The sequence below is a fragment of the Fimbriimonadaceae bacterium genome (assembly GCA_019638775.1).
In the GTDB taxonomy this organism is placed as follows: domain Bacteria; phylum Armatimonadota; class Fimbriimonadia; order Fimbriimonadales; family Fimbriimonadaceae; genus JAHBTD01.
Genome location: JAHBTD010000002.1, coordinates 632750 through 656561, shown reverse-complemented (window position 1 = coordinate 656561; position 23812 = coordinate 632750). Strand labels below are relative to the sequence as shown.

26 protein-coding genes are annotated in these 23812 nt (G+C 52.8%); 14 read left to right on the top strand and 12 right to left on the bottom strand.

Features of this window, described 5'->3' with window-relative positions; translation table 11 throughout:
- Positions 1–60 precede the first annotated feature (60 nt).
- The 5 genes from KF784_09260 to KF784_09240 all read right to left on the bottom strand — a co-directional run bounded on the left by KF784_09260 (position 61) and on the right by KF784_09240 (position 4444).
- Positions 61–1356, bottom strand: coding sequence for a GAF domain-containing protein (locus KF784_09260; protein ID MBX3119241.1), 1296 nt, complete (start codon positions 1354–1356; stop codon positions 61–63).
- Positions 1357–1397: 41 nt separating this feature from the next.
- Positions 1398–1820 carry a hypothetical protein gene (locus KF784_09255; protein MBX3119240.1) on the bottom strand — a complete coding sequence of 141 codons (423 nt, stop codon included), beginning with the start codon at positions 1818–1820 and terminating at the stop codon, positions 1398–1400.
- 2 nt (positions 1821–1822) lie between these two features.
- Positions 1823–2428, bottom strand: a complete 606-nt coding sequence (locus KF784_09250; GenBank protein MBX3119239.1) for a 2,3-diphosphoglycerate-dependent phosphoglycerate mutase — start codon at positions 2426–2428, stop codon at positions 1823–1825.
- 116 nt (positions 2429–2544) lie between these two features.
- Positions 2545–3015 carry a hypothetical protein gene (locus tag KF784_09245; protein MBX3119238.1) on the bottom strand — a complete coding sequence of 157 codons (471 nt, stop codon included), beginning with the start codon at positions 3013–3015 and terminating at the stop codon, positions 2545–2547.
- 94 nt (positions 3016–3109) lie between these two features.
- Positions 3110–4444 (bottom strand): dihydroorotase, encoded by a 1335-nt coding sequence (locus KF784_09240; GenBank protein ID MBX3119237.1) that lies wholly within the window; start codon positions 4442–4444, stop codon positions 3110–3112.
- Between the two features lie 43 nt (positions 4445–4487).
- Between KF784_09240 and KF784_09235 the strand changes: the two genes are divergently transcribed.
- The 5 genes from KF784_09235 to KF784_09215 all read left to right on the top strand — a co-directional run bounded on the left by KF784_09235 (position 4488) and on the right by KF784_09215 (position 9518).
- Positions 4488–5291, top strand: a complete 804-nt coding sequence (locus KF784_09235) for a hypothetical protein (protein ID MBX3119236.1) — start codon at positions 4488–4490, stop codon at positions 5289–5291.
- A gap of 401 nt (positions 5292–5692) precedes the next feature.
- Positions 5693–7279, top strand: coding sequence for a PAS domain-containing protein (locus tag KF784_09230; protein MBX3119235.1), 1587 nt, complete (start codon positions 5693–5695; stop codon positions 7277–7279).
- A 58-nt stretch (positions 7280–7337) separates the two neighbouring features.
- Positions 7338–7754 carry a VOC family protein gene (locus tag KF784_09225; protein MBX3119234.1) on the top strand — a complete coding sequence of 139 codons (417 nt, stop codon included), beginning with the start codon at positions 7338–7340 and terminating at the stop codon, positions 7752–7754.
- Positions 7755–7908: 154 nt separating this feature from the next.
- Positions 7909–8487, top strand: coding sequence for a hypothetical protein (locus KF784_09220; GenBank protein MBX3119233.1), 579 nt, complete (start codon positions 7909–7911; stop codon positions 8485–8487).
- A gap of 2 nt (positions 8488–8489) precedes the next feature.
- Positions 8490–9518 (top strand): aminoglycoside phosphotransferase family protein, encoded by a 1029-nt coding sequence (locus tag KF784_09215; GenBank protein ID MBX3119232.1) that lies wholly within the window; start codon positions 8490–8492, stop codon positions 9516–9518.
- A gap of 78 nt (positions 9519–9596) precedes the next feature.
- Here the strand turns inward: KF784_09215 and KF784_09210 are convergent, their stop codons facing one another.
- Complete coding sequence (locus KF784_09210) at positions 9597–10229, bottom strand: PEP-CTERM sorting domain-containing protein (protein MBX3119231.1); 633 nt, start codon at positions 10227–10229, stop codon at positions 9597–9599.
- A gap of 51 nt (positions 10230–10280) precedes the next feature.
- Positions 10281–11309, bottom strand: coding sequence for a hypothetical protein (locus tag KF784_09205; protein ID MBX3119230.1), 1029 nt, complete (start codon positions 11307–11309; stop codon positions 10281–10283).
- 327 nt (positions 11310–11636) lie between these two features.
- Here KF784_09205 and KF784_09200 point away from each other — a divergent pair, with 327 nt between their 5' ends.
- The 4 genes from KF784_09200 (at position 11637) to KF784_09185 (ending at position 14862) form a co-directional block, all read left to right on the top strand.
- Entirely contained in the window at positions 11637–12092 is a 456-nt protein-coding gene (locus KF784_09200) for a DUF1801 domain-containing protein (protein ID MBX3119229.1), read from the top strand.
- Between the two features lie 106 nt (positions 12093–12198).
- Positions 12199–12558: a cupin domain-containing protein gene (locus tag KF784_09195; GenBank protein ID MBX3119228.1), complete on the top strand. Its 360-nt coding sequence runs from the start codon at positions 12199–12201 to the stop codon at positions 12556–12558.
- A 123-nt stretch (positions 12559–12681) separates the two neighbouring features.
- On the top strand, positions 12682–13518 hold the full coding sequence (locus KF784_09190) for a hypothetical protein (GenBank protein MBX3119227.1): 837 nt from the start codon (positions 12682–12684) through the stop codon (positions 13516–13518).
- 153 nt (positions 13519–13671) lie between these two features.
- Positions 13672–14862, top strand: coding sequence for a PEP-CTERM sorting domain-containing protein (locus KF784_09185; GenBank protein ID MBX3119226.1), 1191 nt, complete (start codon positions 13672–13674; stop codon positions 14860–14862).
- 139 nt (positions 14863–15001) lie between these two features.
- Here the strand turns inward: KF784_09185 and KF784_09180 are convergent, their stop codons facing one another.
- Positions 15002–16081 (bottom strand): hypothetical protein, encoded by a 1080-nt coding sequence (locus KF784_09180; protein ID MBX3119225.1) that lies wholly within the window; start codon positions 16079–16081, stop codon positions 15002–15004.
- 154 nt (positions 16082–16235) lie between these two features.
- On the opposite strand from KF784_09180, the gene KF784_09175 reads away from it, so the two are divergent.
- A complete protein-coding gene (locus KF784_09175; protein MBX3119224.1) occupies positions 16236–16982 on the top strand; it encodes a hypothetical protein in 747 nt (248 codons plus the stop codon).
- A gap of 54 nt (positions 16983–17036) precedes the next feature.
- Here KF784_09175 and KF784_09170 read toward each other — a convergent pair whose 3' ends face one another.
- Together KF784_09170 and KF784_09165 are read right to left on the bottom strand one after the other, a co-directional pair.
- Positions 17037–17528, bottom strand: coding sequence for a hypothetical protein (locus KF784_09170; protein MBX3119223.1), 492 nt, complete (start codon positions 17526–17528; stop codon positions 17037–17039).
- Between the two features lie 54 nt (positions 17529–17582).
- Positions 17583–18299, bottom strand: coding sequence for a hypothetical protein (locus tag KF784_09165; GenBank protein MBX3119222.1), 717 nt, complete (start codon positions 18297–18299; stop codon positions 17583–17585).
- 147 nt (positions 18300–18446) lie between these two features.
- Here KF784_09165 and KF784_09160 point away from each other — a divergent pair, with 147 nt between their 5' ends.
- The 3 genes from KF784_09160 to KF784_09150 all read left to right on the top strand — a co-directional run bounded on the left by KF784_09160 (position 18447) and on the right by KF784_09150 (position 20379).
- Entirely contained in the window at positions 18447–18806 is a 360-nt protein-coding gene (locus tag KF784_09160; protein ID MBX3119221.1) for a hypothetical protein, read from the top strand.
- A gap of 119 nt (positions 18807–18925) precedes the next feature.
- Positions 18926–19807 carry an arylamine N-acetyltransferase gene (locus tag KF784_09155; GenBank protein MBX3119220.1) on the top strand — a complete coding sequence of 294 codons (882 nt, stop codon included), beginning with the start codon at positions 18926–18928 and terminating at the stop codon, positions 19805–19807.
- A gap of 89 nt (positions 19808–19896) precedes the next feature.
- The gene (locus KF784_09150) at positions 19897–20379 is read left to right on the top strand and encodes a nuclear transport factor 2 family protein (GenBank protein ID MBX3119219.1); all 483 of its coding nucleotides are present in this window, start codon (positions 19897–19899) and stop codon (positions 20377–20379) included.
- A gap of 85 nt (positions 20380–20464) precedes the next feature.
- On the opposite strand, the gene KF784_09145 is transcribed toward KF784_09150, so the two are convergent.
- The gene (locus KF784_09145) at positions 20465–21256 is read right to left on the bottom strand and encodes a dienelactone hydrolase family protein (protein ID MBX3119218.1); all 792 of its coding nucleotides are present in this window, start codon (positions 21254–21256) and stop codon (positions 20465–20467) included.
- Between the two features lie 315 nt (positions 21257–21571).
- Between KF784_09145 and KF784_09140 the strand changes: the two genes are divergently transcribed.
- Entirely contained in the window at positions 21572–22054 is a 483-nt protein-coding gene (locus KF784_09140; GenBank protein MBX3119217.1) for a DinB family protein, read from the top strand.
- Between the two features lie 193 nt (positions 22055–22247).
- On the opposite strand, the gene KF784_09135 is transcribed toward KF784_09140, so the two are convergent.
- A complete protein-coding gene (locus KF784_09135; protein MBX3119216.1) occupies positions 22248–23699 on the bottom strand; it encodes a hypothetical protein in 1452 nt (483 codons plus the stop codon).
- Positions 23700–23812: the final 113 nt, after the last annotated feature.

The following is a 23812-nucleotide window of genomic DNA, read 5'->3' as shown; positions in this document are numbered from 1 at the left end:
GGGATTACTGGCTAGGCACGGGCCTATCTTTCCCGGAGCCGTCTGTAGTGTGGGGAACCTCTATGGACCAGGATCGTGGGGAAGAGAGATAATGAAGGATGTGCCTCTGCCGGGTTCACTGTCGATCTCTACTTTGGCGTTGTGTGTTGCCGCGAGCTCAAGCACGATCTTCGTTCCCCAACCGGAGCCGCTGCCCTTAGCCCATTGGCTTCTGGCAGTGCCCCGAAGGATGGTTTCGGCTACGTCCTTTGCCATCCCGGGGCCAGTATCTCGAACTTCGATACGATGCATGTTATCGATGAATCGATACGAAACGATAACTTCGCCGAAAAGCGTGTCCTCATCTTCACCGACCTGGTTTGCCCAATCGTCAGGGACGGTTTCTTTCACCGCTTTGACCGCATTCCCGACAAGGTTTTGGACGATGCGGAAGATGTAAAGCTCATCGTGCTTGGTTGCGGGGGCATTTTCTTGAATGTCGTAGATAATGCCAACGTGGTTTTTCCGGCCTTCGCTCTCCAGGTAGGCCGCTGACGTCTGGATCGTCTGCGCAAGCGTTGCGAGATGCTTGTTCGGACGAAGCTGTCGACCCACCGACAAATCACTGATCAGTCGGGAGTAGCCCACAATTCGGTCAACGGAATCCTTGAGCTCTTGCAACATCGACTGAAGCGATTCGGCGTACATAATCGCCATTTCAGCTTCGGTTTGGTGGGCGAGGTGCTCACGGAGGCCCTCCATCGCAAGGTCGGAGAAAGAGATGTTGGCGTACAAGCTAGCCGCAAGGTTGCCAATGTCGTGGCTAACCTTGCCCATTCCTAAGAGAGTGGAAGCTCGCGTGGCTTCGTCGGTAAGGCGATGGTTCAAAACAGCCATCGATGAAACGGCTGAGATTGTTTCCAGAACCGAAGCATCAACATCGTCGAACGAGCCTTCGCGCTTGTTGATAAGCTGAACCACACCGAGGGGTTCTTCGTCAGCCATCGTCAAAGGAACGGTGATAAGCGACTCGATCTTGACTCCGGTAGCCTCCTCAAAGGAGGACAGCTGCGAGCTTGGGCGCTGATCGAGAATTGTGATTGCAGTTTTGCGTGATTGGAAGACCTTGCCAGCGGCACCATAGTTGTCAGGGATGTCGGCTGTTGGCAGCTTGTGCAAAATCTCGGCGGGAAGCACGTGTTGGAATTTGAGCCGTTTGTTGCTCGGGTCATGAATGTAGATGGTGCCTCCTACCGCGCCTACCGCCTCGACACATATGGCCAAGACGTCCTGCAGCAGGGCGTCAATATTGCCGCTGCTGGAGAGTTTCTTTGTGGCGAGGTGAACCGCGTTGAGCAGGCTCGGAGTTGCTTCCATTCGATTGCTGATTCTACTTGAGTCGAAGCGTTAGACTCAACTCAATTCGTTATATCCTTAGCTAACGTCGCCTTCTTTTTCCACCACTCCGGGACGATCAGAGGGATAATAATTGCCCCAACAATCATATGGACAGCGATTACGGGTAGGAACACGGTATTCGTCGGCTCCGTCGTCAACGCATGGCCAATCGGTGCCGCAGTGAACATGGAGATAACTCCAAACAGGAAAGAGCCAACCGAAGCGATCAGAGTCTTTTTTTGAAATGCAACCCAGATTCCAAGGACAATCCCAAAGAGCGCACCGGGCATCACCGAGTTGAGCATGAGTTGGAAAAGTTGAATGTCGTTGAATCGCTCTTGTGGAGACCAGTAAATGCTATAGAATCCGGCAGCAATCAGGATGCCAGCAACACAGCCAACTTGGGATCCGCCCAGAACCCGAACGCCGATTGTCATCTTCATCGTTACTCTAAGATCGCCTTGTTGTTGACCGTTCCGTCAGTCTCAAGATCGTAAACGAGCGGGACTCCCGTGCCCAATTCGACCTTCATGACTTCTTCGCCGGTCAGATTGTCCAGCTTCATCACAATCGAGCGGTTTGAATTGCCGTGCGCGACTACAAGTACATTCTTGCCCTGTCGGATGTCACCCATGATGCAGCGATCGAAGAAGGGAAGGGTGCGTTCTGCGGTGTTCTTCAACGCTTCGCCGTTGGGTGGGGGCGTGTCGTAGCTACGACGCCAGACGTGAACCTGTTCGTCGCCATAGCGGGCGCGGGTGTCGTCCTTGTTTAGCCCTTGCAAGTCTCCATAGTGCCGCTCGTTGAGGGCTTGGTCGCGTATGACGGGTGTACTCCAGCCATGGGCTTCAAGAATCAGCCTAAGCGTATCTTGGGCTCTTCGCAATGCACTGGTGTAAGCGACGTCAAAGCGCAGATCGCCCAATCGCTCGGCGGCTTTACGGGCTTCCTCCTCTCCACCAGCCGTGAGTGGTACGTCAACCCAGCCGGTAAAGCGGTTTTCGAGGTTCCAGAGAGACTGTCCATGGCGGATGAGAACGAGCTTGGGCATACCGGATATAGGATACCGGGCAGAGGTGGATGGTCATGGGCGTGAAGCGCTTGGGCATCCACTTTCGCTTTTCGACGAATACTCGTTACAAACCTAATTTGTCGCCGGATGTCTCACTAGTCAAACTCACGGAACCAACGAATCAAATCTGTTTCAGGGAAGTCTTCTATGCCCTCAGCCATCGCTAGTCCACGAAGGTGGCCGCGGTGGTAGGTGCCGTGATTGATGACATGCCGCATGATTTGGGCGATAGAGTTCGTAAACGTGACCCCTTCCATGTTTTGATAAGTGATGTGGGTGCTCAGCTCGTGCTCTTTGAGGACCGTTGTCCAGACATCGTTGACTAGCTCAAATAGCTTTTCGAGTGTAAGGTCTTCACCCGTCTGCTCGGTGTGGTAGCCAATCCTGCTCAACCAAACTCGCTGGGCGCCCAGGATGTGCTCGATCACCGCTTGCGGTCGGTCGAGGTTCTTGAAATTCCCGAGCGCTTGAAGCCAAAGTCGATTCGCCCAGAGGTCATATTGAAATCCTTGAACGATAGACTCCTTGAGGTCGATATCCTTTTCGGGCAGGTAAGGGGTTTCCATGGCAGTAGGCGTATGTTACTTGTTGCTGAATCGTGAAGTCTGGCAGGTATTGCTTGAGGCTGGATGGTTATCAGATGCGGTGATGTCAATTCTCCTACTTCCAGTCAAACTCAACCATCTTCCCAAGGGGTGATCCTTGAATCTCCATCTCAACGACCGACAAGTTGCCATTCACAACCACATGGATCGGCCAACCCGTGAGCAGCTCCCCTTCATAAGGGCTCCAGCCGCATTTACTTTGCAGCCAATTCTTGCTTGGCGACCAGGTTTTGTTCAGATCGGCGATGACAATGTCCGCATCGTATCCAGGCTTCAAGAAGCCCTTGCTCTTGATCCCGTAGAGCTTTGTGGGGTTCTCGCAAGATAGCTTGATGAATTGGTGGATGTCGAGAATTTGCGTTTGTTTGGCGAGCGTCATCATCACAGGGAGAATCGTTTGAACGCCAGGCATCCCGCTCGGACTCTTGGGATAGGACTGCTGCTTTTCCTGGATTGTGTGAGGGGCGTGATCGCTGCCGATTACGTCAAAGAATCCGTCCTTCATAGCCTGCCTGAGGGCATCTCTGTGATGTGATTCGCGAAGCGGGGGATTCATCTGGGCAAACGTACCGAGCCGGTCGTAGATCTCAGGAGCAGCAAAATACAGATGCTGCGGAGTAGCTTCTACCGTGTTGTTCAGCCCTCTTTTCTTGGCTTCCTGGATAAGTGGAATTTCGTCAGCCGTGGAAAGGTGCAGGACGTGGACGGGGCGGCCCGTCTCCTCCGATAGCCGCAAAATCCGTTCGGTTGCAAGGCGCGCACACTCCGGGTCGCGCAGGAACGGATGCTCGCGGGGATGGGGATTATCGCTCATCAAAGACTTACGCTCTTCGAGCCGATAACTGTCCTCAGCGTGGATAGGGCAACGACCCTTGCCGCTTTTCAAGACACGCCGCAAAGTGTCGTCATCGCCGACGAGCAGGGTGCCGGTCGAACTTCCCATAAAGATTTTGACCCCGGGAGTGCCGGGGAGCCTTTCTAGTTCTGTGAGCTCATCAGCATTTTCCGACGACGCCCCAACAAAAAAGCCAAAATTGCAGAACATCCGTCCTGATGCTCGGCTGAGTTTGTCCTCTAATGCTGACCTGGTCGTAGTAGTCGGACTGGTGTTGGGCATCTCAAAGACAGTCGTAACTCCACCTGCAATGGCGGCGCGTGAACCTGTGTGCAGATCCTCTTTATGCTCCATACCGGGCTCGCGAAAGTGAACCTGTGTGTCGATTATTCCAGGCAGAACGGCAAGACCCGTCGCATCAAGAACTGTCTCGGCATCCGACTGTTTCAGGTCGCCAAGTTCTACAATTTTTCCGTCAATGACTCCGATGTCTGCCTTTTGAGACAACTCAGAAGAATAAACGGTCCCGCCGCGAATGAGAAGATCGTAACGCACCGTATGATTCTATCCCTCAACGTGCCGACAATTCTAGGGAGCCATGTTTGTCCCAATCCTTGCTGTAACACTCCTGACGGCTTTTCCAGAAGCTCCGATTCCGCACGAACTCGTACGCGGCGTATCGGTGTTCAAGGCGGGTAAAGGGCTTGATCGCGTATTGATGGATGATCGCAAGGCCTTTGGGCAGTGGTTCGATGGGAAGATTCGGCGCGATGTTGACGAAGTTCTTCGGTTATCACCCGCGCTCATGAGCCGTTGGCTGGGCTACCTGGCTGCAGAAGAGAAGTGGACTCCATCGAAGGTCGCGGCAAGATGGGATAAGATTAAGGCTGAGTTAGAGGGGAACCATTGGTTCGTTGTCAGGCTCAGCGCGTTTCCGAAGCTCGACCTCCTCGATGGTAGCCCCTCCGATTCAGCCAACGCCTCGACCCTGGACAACGTTCGTTTCCAGATCACCCTCAACGGCCGCAAGCTCCCCATGTCACAGACGCTTGATCCGATATTCGGTTACGTCCCAACACATGGTCGAATGCCTGAAAATTATGAGAAGGTTCGTTACGTCACTACTCATATTAAGAATGGACCACGAGTTCAAACGCGGCACTGGAAAGACATCGGTGGTTTTTCATGGGTGGAGCCGACTGCTTTGGCGGACATTCTGCTTCCTGAGTTCTACGAGCCAAAACTCGTTGGCGGTCTGCCCCTTGGTGAATACTTTGCAACCTGGTATCTAGTGTCAACTCCTGTATTACAAGAGAAAGAGTCGTCTGTCGAAAGCATTGAACTCTGGGTTTTTCAACCTAAAAAGCAAAGTATGGTGAGCTGGGATTACGAGGCGAAATAGCGGGTTTTCACGTTATTCTGACCCCCGTTGAACTCTTTTTCATATGTGACCCATTTTGCGCATTTTGTGTGCGTTTGGAAGGAAATGGGACACCTCCATCGAAGTAACGTATACAAACGAATGGAGGGCGATTGTTAAAGCGGTGCGGTTCACTATGGGAGAGCAGATGGGGATCTTTCAAAGGGCTTCGAATCTCTGATGCCGCGAAGATCGCCATTGCTATAGGATTGTTCCTGCTATCTCCACTTTATGCTTCAGCCCAGGAGATGGTTAGAGGTCAGTTGCGGATAGACAAACACTTTCAGTTTGCAGGTGTTACACCCGCTAGTGCTGACCTTAGAGCGCTCGCGTACGATCCTCAAAAGCTTGACATAGCGAGGCGCGAGCGACAACTTCAGCTTTTGCTGATAGTTCTTGTGGGTGCAGTTCTTATCGCCTGTATCGTTGCTCAGCGAATCCAATCCCTACGACGACGCGAGCGTGAGCGTTCCTTAAAAGAACTTCAGGAGAAGGAGCGCAGGCTGCGCCAAATACTTGACGGGATGTTCACCTATGTGGGTGTCGTGTCGAAGGATGGTGTGTTGCTGGATTGTAATAGACGCCCCTTAGAAGCCCTGGGATTGTCACGCGAGGATGTGATAGGAAAAGTTTTTGCCGATAGTCCATGGTTTTCCGACTCCGTGAGGCTCGTAGTCAAGGACATGATTGAGCGGGCAGTGCGTGGTGAAGTTGTACGTGGAGATATTCAGGGCATTCTTCCGGGTGGAGATTTGCTTGAGCTTGACAGCATTTACAGCCCTTTGCTCGACGAGGACGGCAACGTAGAGCAAGTTCTCATCTCTGCAGTCGATATTACGGCACGTAAGCGTGCAGAAGAAGAGGTTCGGGCGCGTGAAGAGCGGCTCCGTGCAATTGTTCAGACTGAGCCAGAGTGTGTGAAAGTCGTCGGTCCAGATGGCGTTCTCATAGAAATGAACCCGGCAGGCTTAGCAATGCTTGAGGTTGAATCGCTGGTCGAGGCTAGGTCATGTCCTTTAACCGAGTACATCCTGCCCGAATATCATGCTTCGTTCGGCGATCTTCACAAACGAGTTCTGGCTGGTGAAAGCGGAACGCTTGAATTTCAAGTGGTGGGGCGACAAGGCACACAGCGGTGGCTTGAAACTCATGCGACGCCGCTTCGAGATGCTGACGGAAATGTCACAGCCCTGCTGGGCGTCACACGCGACATCACAGCTCGAAAACTCGCTGAGGCGGAGATAATGAGGCTTACACAGGAGCTTGAAGATCGGGTTGTAGATCGCACGCGCAAGCTAAATGAAGCGAATCATGAACTGGAGTCGTTCAACTACTCTGTTTCTCATGACTTACGAACTCCCCTCAGAGCGATTGATGGTTTCGCCAGCGCCTTGGAATACGACTATGCCTCCAAGCTCGATGACCAAGGGTTGGAACATCTGCGCCGGATTAGGGCGGCCGCCCAAAGAATGGGCAAACTCATTGAAGCGCTGCTTGACTTATCTCGACTTTCAAGATCGCAAATTGAACCAAAGCGCGTCAACCTGACTGAGTTGGTGCAAGAGATTGCTTCCGATCTCAAAGACTCAGAGCCTCATCGAAAGGCTGTCTTCAACATCCAGAAGGACGTCTGCATTGAAGCGGACCCTCAGATGACTCGCATCGTTGTTGAGAATCTTTTAGGCAACGCTTGGAAGTACACGCGTGATGAACCCGAAGCCAGGATTGATTTCGGCACAGAGATGCTTGATGGGAATCTCACCTACTACATTCAGGACAACGGCGTCGGATTCGACATGCAATACGTAGACAAACTCTTCGGGGCTTTCCAGCGGCTCCACAGCGCTGACGAATTTGAGGGGACCGGTGTTGGACTAGCCACCGTGCGACGAATCTTAGTAAGGCACGGAGGCCGGGTTGGGGCTGAGGGGTCGGTTGGTAAGGGCGCAAAGTTCTATTTTTCGCTTTAGCTCCGCCCAGGTTACAAAAAATGCCGACGCCAATCTCCGATCCATCGTAGAATGAGACATGGCAACCGAAACCCAAGATCAATACGCGTTGGCTCAAGGCAGAACGTTCGTTTGGCATGAAGTGTACAGTCCGAACGGCAGCGCGACTATCGACTTCTATACCAAGGCTCTGGGCTTTGGGACGAAATCAATGGATATGGGCCCGATGGGCACTTATCATATGCTAACCAAAAATGATGTGCCGGTTTGTGGCGTGATGGACACGCTGCAAACCCCGGGGATGGAGAACGTTCCGCCGCACTGGGCAACGTACACAGCTGTCGATGATCTCGACGCAAGCTTGGCGACGTGTGAACAGCATGGAGCAAAAGTCGTTGTCCCCCCGATTGACGTGCCAACCGTTGGGCGCATGGCGATGATCATGGACCCGCAAGGCGCTCATATCTGGCTGTTCAAGGACGCGAGCGAAGGCTGATCTGATTCTTCAGATAAGGACGGCTTCTGAGCAGAGATGCTGAGAAGCCGTTTTTGTATTTGAACTGGTACAAATCTGCTTCGCTGCTCCTTCACGATGCTGCCTGTCGTCCCTATATTGGATAGGGACGACTATCCCTATCAGGAGGAGAACGATGCAGTTTCTTTCCGAACTTTGGATGCCGATTCTGGTGTCGTCTGTAATTGTTTTCATCACGAGCGCGATCACTCATATGGTGATTCCCCTGCATAAGAAAGACTTTGAACGTCTACCCGATGAGGACAAGATCATGGGTGCAGTTGAAGGCATTCCTGCAACCACATACATGTTTCCTTACTGCGACCACGCAACGATGAAGGACCCGGAAGTTGTTGAGAAGATGAATAAGGGCCCGATTGGAATCCTAACTGTCTTCCCGGGGCCGGTCAATATGGGCAGGAATCTTGGCCTTACTTTTCTCTTTTATGTTGTTGTCGGGATATTGATCGCATTCTTGGGTTGGAACGGGTTGCCTGCGGGAACAGCACATACCTTTATGGATGTCTTTCGATTCTGCGGCGTCGCTGCGTTTCTTGCTCACGGACTCGGTTGGATGCCGATGATCATCTGGTACGGCGGCAATAAGATGTTTATGCCTTACCTTGTGGATGGGATTATTTACGCAGCTGTTACCGGTGGGGTCTTTGGTTGGCTTTGGCCTAAAGCCGCTGAGACCGTTTCGATGCTGAACTGAATTTGACTGACAGCGATACAACAGTTCCAGTTAGCCATTCGGACATCACGTCCGAGTGGCTTTCCTGCGCCCTAGGTCTAGAGAATGTTGAGCTTAATAGCACACAACAAATAGGTGAAGAATACGGCCTTGCGAGCATAGTTTTTCGCTGCAATCTTGTCGGAACGGGTTCGCCTGAGTCAGTGATTGTCAAACTGTGGTCGACCGATGGGCAAGGCGGAGATCGAGAAGTTGAATTCTATCGGAAGTTTGGCGCTGACCCTGGCTTACGAGTGCCAGCCTGTTACTTCGCCAAATTAGACAGAGAGTTAGGGCGAGGAGTTGTGGTCTTGGAGGACTTTGTGGAGGCGGAGCAAGGCAACTGCCTGCACTGCCTCAAATTGCAGGACTCCCTCAATTTAGTCGATGCCATCTCAGCCTTTCATGCCAAGTGGTGGCAAGCATCGACCCTAGACAGCGCTGACTGGCTTCCTTCCATACCGATTCTCAATCGACAGCCGGACTGGTATGAAGCTCGAAATGAGCGATTCCAAGAGAAGTACGGATTAATGATTGGCGACCAGGTGAAAGCGCTGATATGCGATCCAATGCGGTTACAGGACAAAGTCCGGGAGAGGTTAGCCAGCGGAGGGCAAACCTTGCTACATGGAGATTTGCACCTGGACAACGTTCTCTTTGAAAGTGTTAGCCGACAGCCAGTGATTTTAGACTGGGCGCGTGTATCAAAGGGACCTGCCGTCTTAGATTTTACAGAGATAGTGTTTAGCATCTGCGAGCCTGAAGATCGTGACCAAGTCTTCCAAAGTTATCTAACCAACCTGCAATCACATGGTGTAGAAATTGAAAGAGAGGAACTCATCAGCCAGCTTGGCGGGGCGCTCATTCATCGCTTGATTAGGTTCACGTTTGGGATTGCCAACTGGGAGCCGCAGCGAGATCGTGAAAGGGAAATTATCAAGACAGAGCTTTCGCGCCTGGATCAAAGTCTTCTGTCTTGGAAAGAACGAGACTCACTGCTGTTCAACTGCTAAGAAGACTCTAGTTGATTCAAAGCAAAGGACGCTCTGCAAGCGGAGCGTCCTCAAGCACCGAACACCAAGGTTCAGAATCTACTTCTTGCTTCTTCGCCGACGTAGCATAGCCAGTGCACCAACGCCAAGCACCGCAAGACTTGCCGGCTCCGGTACAGGACCAATGATGTCCTGCTTTTGTCCATCGGTTGCGCGATAGATGATCGCTTCATTCGAGAATGTAGGGTTTGCAGAGAGATCATTGAGGATCGCCTGCGCATAGCCCTTGACTGTCGAGTTAAGCGAAATCTGCTTGAAGGCTCCAGCATCAAGATTGTATGTCGCATCGTATCGCACTTCCCAAAGAGCAACCTGTACTGCGATCTGATGATCGAGATCGATTGCTGGTGTGTGATACGTGTTGTAGATATAGCCAAGCTTGCCGCCCATCGCGCCGTATGTACCGATTGCAGAAAGAGCGTTAGCTGGATACGTCTGATTTGTCGCTGCCTGATGGTCGAGATCGACACAGTAACCAACGATAGGGCTGCCATCGATCTTGACGTTATACGGCGTCGCCGTAACTGTTTTCGGAACACTGTTGTAAGCAATCAGAAAAAGACTGTTTGCGTTCGTGCCGGTGTGGTCGAACATTTGAACAGTAACAGCATTTGCAGCAGCAGTAATTGCCAATGCGGCAATCGTTGAAGTCGAAAGAATCAAATTTCTCATAGTAATGTCCTCACAGCAGATAGCCTGCAAAGGCCCGAAGGCCGGTGGTTGTTACCACCAGCCTCCGCCGTATCCGCCGCCGCAGCCGTTACCGCCGCCGCTACCGTGGCCCCAGCCACCGCTACCGCCGCAGCCTTTCCAGCCTCTGCCGCCGCAGTTGTTGCTTCGACCACCGCATCCGCCGTAGCAAGAAGAGAAGTCGTTGATCGACTCAAGGGTCCTGTTCAGATCCTTGATGCTGACCCCTGCTGGGAGGACGCCAGAATTGCCTCCGAGCACTTGATTTGCGATCGCGAGAACTTCGCGAACGGTATAGCCTTGGAACTTGCCCATCGGCATAACGCGGTCGCCATATCCTTCAATCGTCAATCCTGCGTCAGAAGCAGCAACGTTAAGAGCAAGAGCAAGAACGTTCCCCGCTAAGTCGTTCTCATACCGGTCGTTGGGGTCAACCTTAGAGCTCGGAAGAGCCTTCGGCGTGCCTGTGGAGGGTAGGAACTTCAGCACAGCTCGATAGCTGGTGAAAGTTAGAGTCTTGTCACCACCAATCGTAAGACCGTTCGGGAAGAGTTCGTCGAATGAGCCTCGAACGAGGTCAATCGGAGAGAATCCGCAGCGATCATAGCCCCATTCGCACTGGTTAAACCCTACCGTGCAGCACTTCAAAAGGAAGTCGTTGGGGTAGTAGGTTTCGCCCGAATTAACAACGATCACCGAGATCGTTCTTTTATCCACGCCGACCGAGGCGGGCGAAGGATAGGCCTTCACGGCTTCGGAGCCGTAGGGGACAACGACTCGTACAAAGTACTTCTGTCCCGGAGTAAGGTTCGGAAAAATGTACGTGCCACCGTAAATCTCGGGAGTCGTTGTTGCCAGCAACTGTCCGCTGCTGTTGTAAAGTTGAACTTTGACCTTCATAAGAAGGTCGTCTTCGTCGACGTCGATCTTCTTGTTGCAGTTCGCGTCGCAGAACACGCGTCCAGCGATGGCAGTGTTAAAATCCGAAGCCACCGCATCTGATGAAAAGATTGCTCCTATTGTTAAACAGGTCAGGAGCAAAGCCTGACGTATAAGTTTCATATTAAGCATAAGCCGCACCATATCGAGTTGCTACCACGCAACCTGGGGAGAGTTTAATACACGCTTAGTGCCAAAACGATGATGTTAAGGACACGTAATGTTAAACCTGGCAAATATGCGGGAATTCTTAAACTCCAGACGCTTGCAGGTAACAGGCCATACCAGACAACAAGGGCATTATGAGTCTTCCAGGAATAGACGCTAAACTAGGATAGATCAAGTCGTTGGAGGTCGTGTTACTACGAGCTGAGGCTCGTAAAAAACCTCCGCCCTTCTCCATGCTGACGTGAGCCATCATGGTAGGTCGAAAGCGGGTAAAACAAGCTCATGACAAGCAAGGCCGCGACCGTTGAGCAGTATCTCGCCGAACTTCCAGCAGATCGCCTGGAAGCGATTTCAACTGTCCGAGAGATGATAAGGAAGCACCTGCCTGAGGGCTACGAAGAGGGAATGCAGTACGGCATGATCGGCTATTTTGTCCCTCATAGCATCTACCCAAAAGGCTATCACTGCGACCCGGAACAACCACTGCCCTTTGCCTCTATAGCCTCCCAAAAGAACCACATGGCGGTCTATCTGTTTTGCATCTACTGCGACGAAGAGTCAACCAGCAGGTTTGTCAAGGAGTACAAAGCCACCGGAAAGAAGCTTGACATGGGTAAGAGCTGTGTGAGATTCAAGAAGTTGGACGACCTTGCTCTTGATGTTGTAGGTAGAGCTATCTCCCGGATGCCAGTTGCAGACTTTATAGCCCAATATGAAAAGCAATATGTGAAGAAGTAGACACGGTCTTCATTTGAATAGAACCAGATTTGCATTTGTGTGCAATATGGTGCCGATTCGGGGAAGCCCACTTGGCGTTTAGATTCGAAAGTGTCAAACTTCAAGGATGGAAGCTACCATCTACAATCTGGACGATGTGCGCCACGAGCAACCTGTTCCCAAAATCCATCTTCGACGTGTTCGAGGAGAAAGGATTCTCTTTGCCCATGTGACACTGGAGGCGGGTTGCCATATTGCCACCCACCACCATGAGAGCGAGCAGATCGCTTATGTCGTCTCTGGGCGAGTCCTGTGGCGCTTGGGCGATCCCGACCAACCCGGCTATCGCGAAGTGGAAGTTACAGGCGGAAACGTGGTCGTTCTTCCTTCGAATTTTCCGCACGGTGTTGATGCCATCGAGGAAACGCATATCATTGACTTGCTCAGCCCTCCGGGACAGATGGGTGTGGACAGGCAGGCTCATTGACCACAAGCGCTATAAGAAGGAAAACAGGGCCAAGCACGGCTTTGAGCGCAGCGAAGCGCTTGAGCACATGTGATTTCTTTACTAGGTACCGAATAGGCATCTACTACGGTGTACAGTGAAAGAATGATGCTGCGTCTCTTGGCTTTAGGATTACTTGCGTTTGGCTATGTCAACACGCTGGCTTGTACGATCTTCCTTGTCGCTCGCAATGGTCAGGTGCTGATGGGTGCCAACGAAGATATGTCGAACGAGGTGCCTTATGACAAGCACTGGGTCCGGTTTCAACCAAAGAATGAGAAGGTCAAGTACGGTTTCGTCACGTTTGGCTACAACAGCTTCCCGCTAACAGCCCAGGCAGGAATGAACGAGGCTGGCATTTTCTACGACTATAACGCCCTGCCTCAGAAGGACGAGGGACCTGCTGGGAAGACCAAAGCAGGCATCGGATTAGCTGAGCAGTTTATTGGTTCCTGCGCAACGGTGGCAGAGGTGATCAGCATGATCCAGCTTTACGACTGGGTTGGACTTTCGGCTGGCCAGATGGTGATCGGCGACGCAACTGGCGCGTCGGCAATCGTCGAACGCAATGCCATCACCTATCGGGGCACGGCCGATTTTCAGGTAGGCACTAACTTCCGGACAAGCGAGACGCCCAAAGATAAGATTTCTTGCTGGCGATACAACAAGTGCCAATCCGTCCTTGGTCTGCAGAGTAGTGTGACCACGGATTCGGTGCGTTCCCTTCTTGAGGACACGATGCCCTTTAACTCCACGAAAGGGAAGTCGATCAGCTGGTACAGCCAAGTATGCGACCTCAAGGCTAAGAAGATGCTGCTCTTTCGGAAAGGCGACTTCTCGAAAGTCGTGATTCTGGATATCCCAAAAGAGACGGCAAAGGAAGCTCGTCGGATCGACATGGATGAGCTCATGGCTCGGCAGGGTGTGGTCTACAAACCCTAGACCTTGCTTCCGCCGATTAATGGAGTGTACATCGTTGACCACCTGGTAATTTCACGGTTGGCAAGCTCAGGAAAATCCTATACACTGAGCTGGAACATGTTGCGAAAGGCAACTTTCAGGCTCGGGGAGCGCCTGGATTCATGGTGGTCTACTATGAAATTAACGAAATATTTGGCTTGTGGTGCCCTTGCTGGGTTGGCGACGCTCTCACCTGCAATCGATGTTTACCTCGATTGGACTGATGCGGCGCCGAACATTGTGGCAGCGTGGGAAGCAGCGGGATACACAGCTCCTGAAGATGCTCTCACCGCCTCCGACTTTCTCTACTTTAAGCACACAGTCAAGGCGGCGATGGAGGCTCACTATATGGGCTATACCGTCGTTTTTAAGGAAACTACACCCTCAAGTCCGTTCGAGTGGATCAAGTTCGGAGCGTCAACTGCGTCCACGTCCACCTACGGGATGGCAACACGATTGGACTGGAGAAACGCACATAAAGACGATATATCGTATATGTATCTCAAGAACTTCGACGACATGATCTTCAAGAGCATGTTTACGCGGGCAGAGAACATAGAAAGACTCGCTGTCGCGATCGCTGGTACGGCAACGCATGAACTCGGTCACAACCTGGGCTTGCAGCACTTCGATTGTTATGGGGACCCTACCATTGCCGCCCCGGGTTACCTTGGAGTCACGGGTCAGCAGAATGACCATATGATGGCGACCGGTGCGACCGGATTAACCAGTCTTCGCCGAGGCTCCCCTCGCTCCTTCGGTTTGCTTGAGAAAATGAAGCTGGAGTTTGCAGACGGTGTGGCTCCAACATTGGGCACGACGGTAGCTGAGGCGCTGGGCCCGAAAGACACGCTTGCGACGGCACAATCAGTTTTCGGCTCCACATTGCCGCTAACTGGCATCTCTGCTGTGAACATCACGGGCAAGACGAGCACCCCGGGTCAACTTGATCTCTATAAGTTCGAGACGACCATCGGGACGTCCATCATTGCGAATACCTTCTCCCACCTAACGCACGGATCGCCAACGAACACAACCATCACGCTGATTGATGCAGGTGGTTCGGTGTTGTTCAGCAATACCGACATTAAGTTCAGCGGCGACATGTTCATGACGAGTGGAAGCACTTACAGCACGGACTCTCTCATCTGGAACTACAGCGCTCCATACACTGGAACTTTCTATCTCGGCGTGAGTGGTATGGCCCCTGGTGACTATGACCTGTTGCTGGGTGGTGCGTCGCCCGTTCCTGAGCCAGCAACGATGGCTGTGCTTGGTTTGGGCTTGGTAGCTTTGGCCCGCCGCCGCCGTAAGAAGTCTGCTTAGGGCAACTCATTGAATAATCCGAACGGGGTCACTTGAAAAAGTGGCCCCGTTGTCGAAGCATTCACATTGAAGGTGTTCTGGCAACAGTATTTCTCTGTTTGGAAAGCACCAAAAACCACAGCACAACGCTACGTGATCTCTATTTCTTTGGAGTGTAGCTGCCGTGCAGGAGATCCTTCTGCTCAACAGCTGCACCTAATGCGGGTCTTGATGCCGTCTCGACAGTTGTCTCTGCTCCTGTGACGTTCGTTCCACTCACGTTCCAGCCAGCGCTTCGTCCGGCAAGAGTTGTCTGGTTGCGGTTGCCAAGTAAGGATTCTTTGATAAAAGCTTCAACCGATTTTAGGTCGGCGTTCTTTGCTTTATCCGATGGCCTTGCAGCAGCATCGGCAAGGAACCCTTTTAGTAAGGACTCCTGACTGGCCTTGAGAAGGGAAGAGCTGCCAAACAGGTCGAAGCTCTGAATCTCTCCGTTGGCAATGTACACGATCCCGACAGCATCCTTCTGACCGTCCAGAGCTTTAAGAAAGGCGCTGATGTCAGCGTCAACGCGCTCCTGAACCTGTTTGGCAAATTGGCCACCACGAACGCTGCTTGTATCTGCCGATCCGCCAACCGCCTGGTTGTATCCGTGCACGCTGCGCCACACTTCACTTTGCTCGCCTTTCATGACGTCGTCACGAACCGAATTGGGAACCATTGAGCTCGAATACTCAAAATTCTTTCCCCCTTGCCAGCGACCTTCCTCGACGCAAAAGACGGGGACTTTCATCTGCTCGCCCGGAGGGACAACGGTGTCTTTTGCGACGACACGATCTTGCTGACCTCCTAGCATGAGCTCTCCAGCGAGGAGAAGCAGCGGTTTCTTGCCCATGTTGTGAACCATGAGGTGGCTCACTTGACCGCCTCCACCAAGCTCACTTATCTCAACGAGCCCAAGCTTCTTGGCTTCAGCAAGTGACATGTAATCTTCCTGATGCTCCTGCTCGTTGTTTGACACAAGCAAAACAGGGACGACCGTGACGTTGCCTTCGGTGATCGGAGCTCCCAGCGCATAGCGCTGAAGGCCGTCAATCGGCTTGTTCATGCTGGTGCCTTCAGTGCCGACCTTAACGTCTGGACCACCAGCCTTGCCGCCACCACTGTCAGGGGCAGGTTCTGTCGAATTGCCGCAACCGATAAGGGCGGCGAAGATCAGGGCGAACAAAAGATATCTCATTTTTCTCTCCAAGGGTTGGATGCACTATCAGAATGTGAGTGTGCAAACTTAGAAGATTTGTTCAGAAGGTTGCCGCACATCTCAAATGTTTTTACAACCAGCGTGATTCCGGTATCGTTGGCCTGATAAGGTAGTGGTTTGGATACGGTGAAAGATGGGTGAAAGGCGTTACAGCGAAAGTGAGGTTGCGGCAATTTTGTCCCGTCTTGCTGAATCTGAGGGTAGGGACGGAAAGCCGACCGAAAGCGAAGGTGTAACGCTGCACGAGCTTCAAAAGATAGCCGCCGAACTTGGGATTGACGAGTCGGCCGTTACTCGGGCCGCTCTAAATTACGACAAGCAGACGCCGCTTCTCGTCGCTCCGAACAAGGGTGCTTTTGTGCTTTTGGATGAGACCATCGATGGTGACATGGATGAGGAACTTTGGACTGACGTCATCACCGCCCTAACTTCGTTTAATCAGTTTGAGGGCTTCACCCGGATCGAAGGCAAAACGCGGGAATGGAATAACTGGATTATTCGAGAGTTGACCCTTCGAACCCGTGAGCAGAATGGACGTACACGATTTAGGTTAGAGGCGCAGCACTCGCCAAACATCGGTTGTCTGACGACCGCCTTAATTGGCTCATTACTGGTAGGTGCCGGTGTCGTATGCTCTTTACTTCTTAGTCTTGGAACGGCGATTTCAATCGTAGCGCTAACGACATCTCTTCTTGTTGGTGGAAGCGTTGCGATAGGTTATGGTTTCCATCAAATGTTTTCCCGCAAGAGACGCAAAAAGCTTGAGGGGATCGTTGGAGAACTGGCGATTATGCTCAGGCAGCATTCGTCAGTGGCGTCACGCTCTCCCGCGCCTCTTGAACATTTGGATCAAGAGGCGCAGAATGAATCGAACGCCTGAGCGTTGGTCGCTGGCATCCTTCTGGAATCGTTGATCAATCAAAGATGGAGCCGCTTACTTGACCCGGGTGTACTCAAACTTCGCCGTACCAGCAGCTTTTCCCTTGTCGTAGCTGGTCCAGTTGCATTCCATCTTGTCGTCTGAGATCATCTTAATGGTCAGGCTGTGCATATGCATGTCTGACGCTTTCATGTTTGATCCACGCAGGAATTCAAAGTCGATAGTCTTTGTATCTTTGCCTGGCTTGTACTTCATCGTGGGTTGGTTGCCTGCTGCGCAGTAATGCGTCATGAGCAGGTCGTTGTTGTCCAGGTGATAAACGCTGACCATTTCGTACTCAGTGCCGGGTGCAAGAGTTTCGACGAGAGCCGAACCACCACCCGTCAGCTTGTAGATGACCTTAGCTTCCATTCCACCATCCATCTTTCCTGCCCAAGACCCCTCAAGCTTCTTCAAAGCTTCAAAGGCCGTCTTTGCATCGGGGGCTGGACCGGCATAAGCGCAAGTGGCGATAGCCACACAAAAGAGTGCAATCAATTTTTTCATCTTGTCCTCCAAGAATGATGTCAGTCTAACTCAAGCGCAGAGATTCGTAAAGAACTATCTGCCTCCACCACCGCCACCGCGTTTGCCGCCGCCGATGTTGTCGAATCCGCCCGGATAGAACGTGATGTATGTAAGCTCACCGCTGGGCTTGAAATTCTCTTTGCGAACGAAAGCTCCCTTGGTGCCGATCTGCCATCCCCAATCCTTCGGAAACGCCTCTGGCAAGTGGAAGACCGTCGGTCCGCCATACCGGTAAGAGATGCTCAACAATCCGATCATATTCGAAGTGTCAAAGGCATAGCCCGTCATCTTCTGCTTCTGTTCATATCCACAACGCCCAAACGGAAGCGTATAGCTGATCTTCAGCGAGCTTGTCTGCCCGGCTTTGAAGGTCACGTTTTTGGTGAGATCGTTCTTATAGAAATATTCTTCTGGACCAATCTTCTCTCCGCTCAGCGCCATTGCAGGCATAGCAAGCGTCATCGGGAGATTGTCCCACTTTGCATCAACGGTGAAGGTCGGATTCCCCGACTTGTCGTCGCCGACCCTGCGGCGCGGGATGGTCAGGGTGACAGTCACAGGAGCTGTGCTCTCATTCTTGAAGACGGTGGTGCTCGTTACGGTCGATGTCTTGTCCTTCGACATATCGATCTGAACCCCGTGGGACTTGAGAGCCACTCCCGGAAGGCTGGGCACTCCAGAGTAGTCAAAGCTGGGATTACTGGGAAGATCCATCCCGACTGTAAATAGGCATATCGCGGCGGTAAGCATACAGTAATGATGACGTATCACTTGTGGAGGCGATTGCACCGATGGTGAAAATTGATATGTCGTCCTGTTTTCTAACCAGTGGAACGGGCACATTCGGGGTTATGAGGCTGACTCAAGAATGCCGACAATTCATTTCAGGTGTAAGAAATGGGCTCGAAACTTGTTATTATCCTCGTCGGCGCTGTACTTTTCACAGTTGCTGTTCCGTTCTTCGCAGCGAAGCGACTTCAACTCGGTACGTTTGCCAAAAGCCCTCAGGTAGCCACGATGACTCTTGGCTCAACAGTCGTTATCGCTGGCGGACGAGCAAAACTTTGGTATGCAGGAGGGGACACTGGGGGTGATTTCGAGATTCAATGCTCCAAGGGTGCAAAGTACTGCCAGCCCAGCCAAAGGTTTGAAGAATTTGAAAGCAATGGAGTGACTGTCCAGCTAATCGAAATCGACGACCGTGTCTCACCCTTTAAGGCCAAATTCAAGATAACATGGGACGACAAGGCAAAGTAAGTTTTTTTCCTGTGCAGGGCAGTGGTATCAATCGAATCATGTAATGCCGAAAGCAGTCGACCTGTGGGTCGTGCGTCCCAGAGCTACTGCGTGCTTATGCCTGGTGTCGTCAAAGAGTTATGCCAAGTTCTTCAGCAACGCCTTTGGCCTTTATCCTGAATAAGCTGGGTTTTCATACCCGGCCCGAGAAGGATTTTGAGGGGCTTCAAGAGTTGTATCGAGCTTGGTGTCTTCATGTTCCGGCTGACAATATTCTCAAGCTGATTGCACTGCGAACAGGCAATCCAGGGCCCTTACCGGGCAATACAGCCAATGAATTCTTCGAGAACTGGCTTGAACACAACACTGGTGGCACCTGCTGGTCGGCAACAAACGCTTGCTACGAGCTATTCAAAGGCGCAGGTTTTGATGCTCGACGCGCCACAGCATCCGTTTGGGATATGGGCACGGATAACCACGGCACAGTCATCGTGAAGCTCGACGGAGTTCAGTGGCTGCTTGATTCTTCGATGCATACGCTCGTACCACTGCCGCTCAATCGGGGAGAAGAGCACATTCAAAGCGACCCTGTCTATCACAGCGAAGTGGACCCAGACGGCAATAGCTTCTATATCTGGTCTGTTGCGCCGCCGCTGCCCCAGATGATCGTGTTCAAGATGCTTGAATGGGCAGTCCCAGAAGAGGTGTATCACGCAAACTACGAACGCTCCCGCGAGCAGAGTATCTTCAACGATCGCCTATACATTCGCCGCAACGAACCGGATCGGATGATTGTCTTTAGCGGAAACCATAAGTTTGAGCTCACCGCCGGTGGTTTGGAAGAGAGGAAGCTCACCGAATCCGAGTTACTCGCCGAGCTGAAAGGACCGTTGGGTTACAGCACTTCGGTGATTGACAGTTTTGTTTCATGTGGAGCCCTCGAAGCCTCGATGAAGCCCAGAGAAGGCTTGCCAAACATTCCGGAGATTGCCAGAGTGCCGCCCTCTCAGCGCAAGAATTGAAAGATCTCATAAGTGCAGCTGACTTACTTTGTCAGCGCTTTTCAAAATGCTAAGTACAAGTTATGCTTATGCAGTTAAGGAGACCCTCAATGAAAAAAGTAAGAATAGCAATGAGCCTTCTCTTGGCTGTCCTCGCTGTCAGCAGCTTTGGACAGGCAGAAGACGCAGTCCTTCGCAAGGACATGCAGAAGCTTTATGCAAGCTGGGACGGCATGGTCGCGAAAAAGGATGTCAAAGGCCTCATGTCCTATCTGGACAAGGGATTTGTCGGCGTGGACACGGAAGGCAATCGGATGACGTACACCGAGTCCAAAGATCAGCTTGAGATGTTTTTCAGAGTGCTTCGAGACGTCAAAACGAAGACAGCCGTCAAGCACGTGCGCAGGCAGGGCCCAGAGGCTGTGGCATGGGTTGAGATGGAGCTGACCTATAAGACACAGGATAATGGCAAGTGGGTACCTATGAAGGTGACAATGCGGTTTGCCGAGACGATGAAGTGGACCGCAAATGGCTGGAGAATCACGTATTCTCAGGAACTCCCCACTAACGAGCCCTGGGATTTTGGCGGATAGGGATTGACCGCTTCAAAAGCTTAGTAGGCCCCTAAGTTGAGTTCAACTTAGGGGCCTACTGTTTCTGTCCATCAGCAAAGTGGCACTACATCTTGCCAAGCAGTTCTAGCCAGCGCTTCCAACCTGCTTCACGGCCTTTCTTGTTGGCCTCTTGGGCATCCGGTTGCTGCCCTGCTCGCATAAAACCATGTCCTGCGCCTTCGTAGATCACGGGTTGAAATGTCTTGCCGCACTCCTTCATCACCTTTTCGCTGTCGGGAATCGTCGCGTTTACACGATTGTCGTTCCCACCATAGAACCCGTAGACCGGGCATGTGATTTTGTCGATAGAAGCCTTATCGGTCGGGCCCGTACCATAAAAAACGAAAGCTCCCGAGAGGTCACTACGATTGGTCGCAAATCTGAAAGTCTGGCTCCCGCCCCAGCAGAATCCGGCGACGGCGACCTTTCCGTTTGCGCTCGGAATCTTCTTTGCATAATCGCAAGCTGCATTGAGATCGCCCGTCACTTGATCAGGGAAGAGCCCACTTACAGCTTCCCGTGCTTTACCCGCATCGAAGGAATCGCTTCGTCCACCACCAGGGCCCATCCCCGAAAGGAAGTCGGGAGCAACCGCAATGTATCCTGCAGCGGCAAGTTCATCAGCGACCGACATCACCCAGTCGGTCATGCCAAAAATCTCGTGAATGAGAACGACTACCGTGGCCTTGTCCTTCCGCTCTGGGTAGACCACAAACGACTTAACCGTTCGGCTTCCGTACTTCATCTCCACCCATTCTTGGTGTCTCGGTGAAGCGTCTACCTTGCTCTTTGCCCAGTCCTGCGAACCTGCAATGCAGGCGATAGAAACGATGACAAGTAAGAAAATCAGTTTCATTTGGAAATACCTCTGACCGGATTCTACTTCAGAAGCGATCCGCACAAGGATTTCAGTAGCGCCGGTTAGGTTTCAGAGTGGCTGTGTAGTAGGCAAGACCAAGACAGACGATTGTAAGTACCAACCAGCCTTGTGGGTGCCAGCGCCCGTCACGATATTGCAGGGAGGAGATCGCAGCCGTAGCCCCAAGAAAGAGAAAAAATATAATCGCGAAGATCTGCATCACTCTCTGCATGACTTCATTGTACGGCGGATTTCTTAGGACGAGATTGCGGATCGCGGTGCGCCGATTCGACCAGGAGGTACCTTTTCCATATGAGCGACTTTGGCGAAACTTGGCGGCTGGTTCGGGGGCGATTCGACGATACAGTCATTGGCCTCACGCAGGAGCAGCTTAACTGGCGACTTCATGACGATGCGCTCACGATTGGAGAAATGGCCATCCACGTCGCCGGAGTTGAGGTTTCTTTCATGTCCCAGCTGCTTGGACAAACTCCAGAAGGTGAGCTTGCCCGTGTGAAATCCGCCTCTACCGATGGCGTCGTTAACGACAATCCGTTCCCTTTTTCTCCCGACGAGATCACGCCCGACCGCATTTCGTGGGCGCTGGATGAGGGACGAAAGCTGGTCGAGGCGCACATCGAGAACCTTGCTCCAGACATCCGTGCCGTGCAGATCACGAGCGCCCTCGGACCGATTATCGACGGCACCGGCGCCTTTGCCCGTATGGCCTACCATCCCGGCTATCACCAGGGTCAAGCGCATTTGACAAAGACCGCGCCTGGATTCCCAAATTAACTTCCTCCCCCTCGATGGGGGAGGATTGAGGTGGGGGTGGCACTGATCCAGTTAGCACACTTGGCAAACGACTGTATTTCTCCCGCATTTGAGCTGGAGGCAAGTGTGCGCGAAGCGAAGATAAGGTGCAGGGAGGCTCACGGTTGAGGGGTGCCCATCTTATCCGAAAAAGTGAAAGGAAGGGAGTCGACTCTTATTTCCCTTCCAAGAAACCTGCGACATCCTTCTTAAACTTCGCCAGGCACCCTTCGTCGATATACATCATGTGTCCGGCTTCGTAGTACGCCGTGCTGATGTTCTTCCTCAGCGACGGGTCCAGGCCGAGGTGGGCCAGCGTGTACTCGGTCGCATAGTACGGCGTTGCCAGGTCGTAGTAGCCCGACGCCACAAACACCCTCATGTGCGGGTTTTTGGACAGCGCCGACCGCAGGGCCTCGCTCGTGTCTGGGTGTCCGGCAGCCGCGTCGCCGTAGGTCCAGTTCTTCCACAGCTCGCCGGGGTTGAACACGTAGTACGGCACGTCCGATTCCCAGCCCAAATCCCGCCGCAGATAGTCGTTGATCATCGCCGTATACGGAGGCAGGATCATCGACATGGAAGGGTCGTGCTCTGGGTTTTCGGTAGAAGCATTCTCGTCGATCCCCTTGAAGCGACTGTCGAGGCGTCCAACCGTGCGCTTCTGATCGCGCAACAGCTGCTTGCAGAAGCGGTGGATGTTTACGCGCAGGTCGGTGGCTTCGATGTATGCCCGGCTCAACCCGGTCAGCTGAACCAGCTTCTGCACGATCCGCTTCCGTTGTGCCTCGGGGATGGAGTCGCCCTTGGCAAGGGCGATCAGATAATCGTTCTCGACGAAGGCTTCGGCCTCCTTGAGCACGGCTTCGAGCGACCGATTGCCCGAAAGCTTTTTGTGATACCAGGCCGTCGCCGTGTAGGTGGGCAGGAACAGCAGGTAGGGAAGGTCGTTGCCCTTGTTGAAGCGGGCGGTCTGGAAGTTGAGGATGCTGCTCACCAGCACAATGCCGTTGAAGGCGATCCCCTTGTCGATCAGGTGCCCCGAAAGCCCCGCCGCTCGCGTGGTGCCGTAGCTCTCCCCGACCAGGTACAGCGGGGAAGCCCACCGCTTGTAGCGGGTCAGATACAGCCGGATGAATTCGCCGATCGACTCCACATCTCCCTCAAGGCTCCAATACTTCTTGCCGCCGTCCTTCTTTGCCGGGCGGCTGAACCCGGTTCCGACCGGGTCGATGAACACCAGATCGGTGTGCTCCAGCCAGCCTTCGGGGTTGTCTACCAGCTCGAAGGGCGGGGAAGGCATGTCCCCGTCGGGCATCATCTTGACGCGCTTGGGGCCGACCGCGCCGAGGTGGAGCCAGACCGACGACGAGCCCGGGCCACCGTTGAAGCTGAACATCAGCGGTCGTTTGGCGGGGTCCTTCACGCCCTTCTTGGTGTAGGCCATGAAGAAGATGCCGGCTTCCGTCTCGCCGAATTCGTTTTTGAGCGGGAGCATTCCGGCGGTGGCGGTGTACTCCAGGCTTCCTAGCTTGTGTTCGGTGACGACGGGGTCCTTCTCGGTGTCGAGGGGGTAGGTGTCTTCCTTCTTCTCTTCCTTGGCCTCGGCGGGCTTGGTGTCTTCGGGCATGCGTGGAGTTTACTTAGCTCGGCTTCGGATTTGGAACGGCTTGTTCGCTGTGCTTGGTTCTACGTGTTTCCTGTACCATATCTGAGAGTGGAGGATTGGTTGGCAGAACGCTT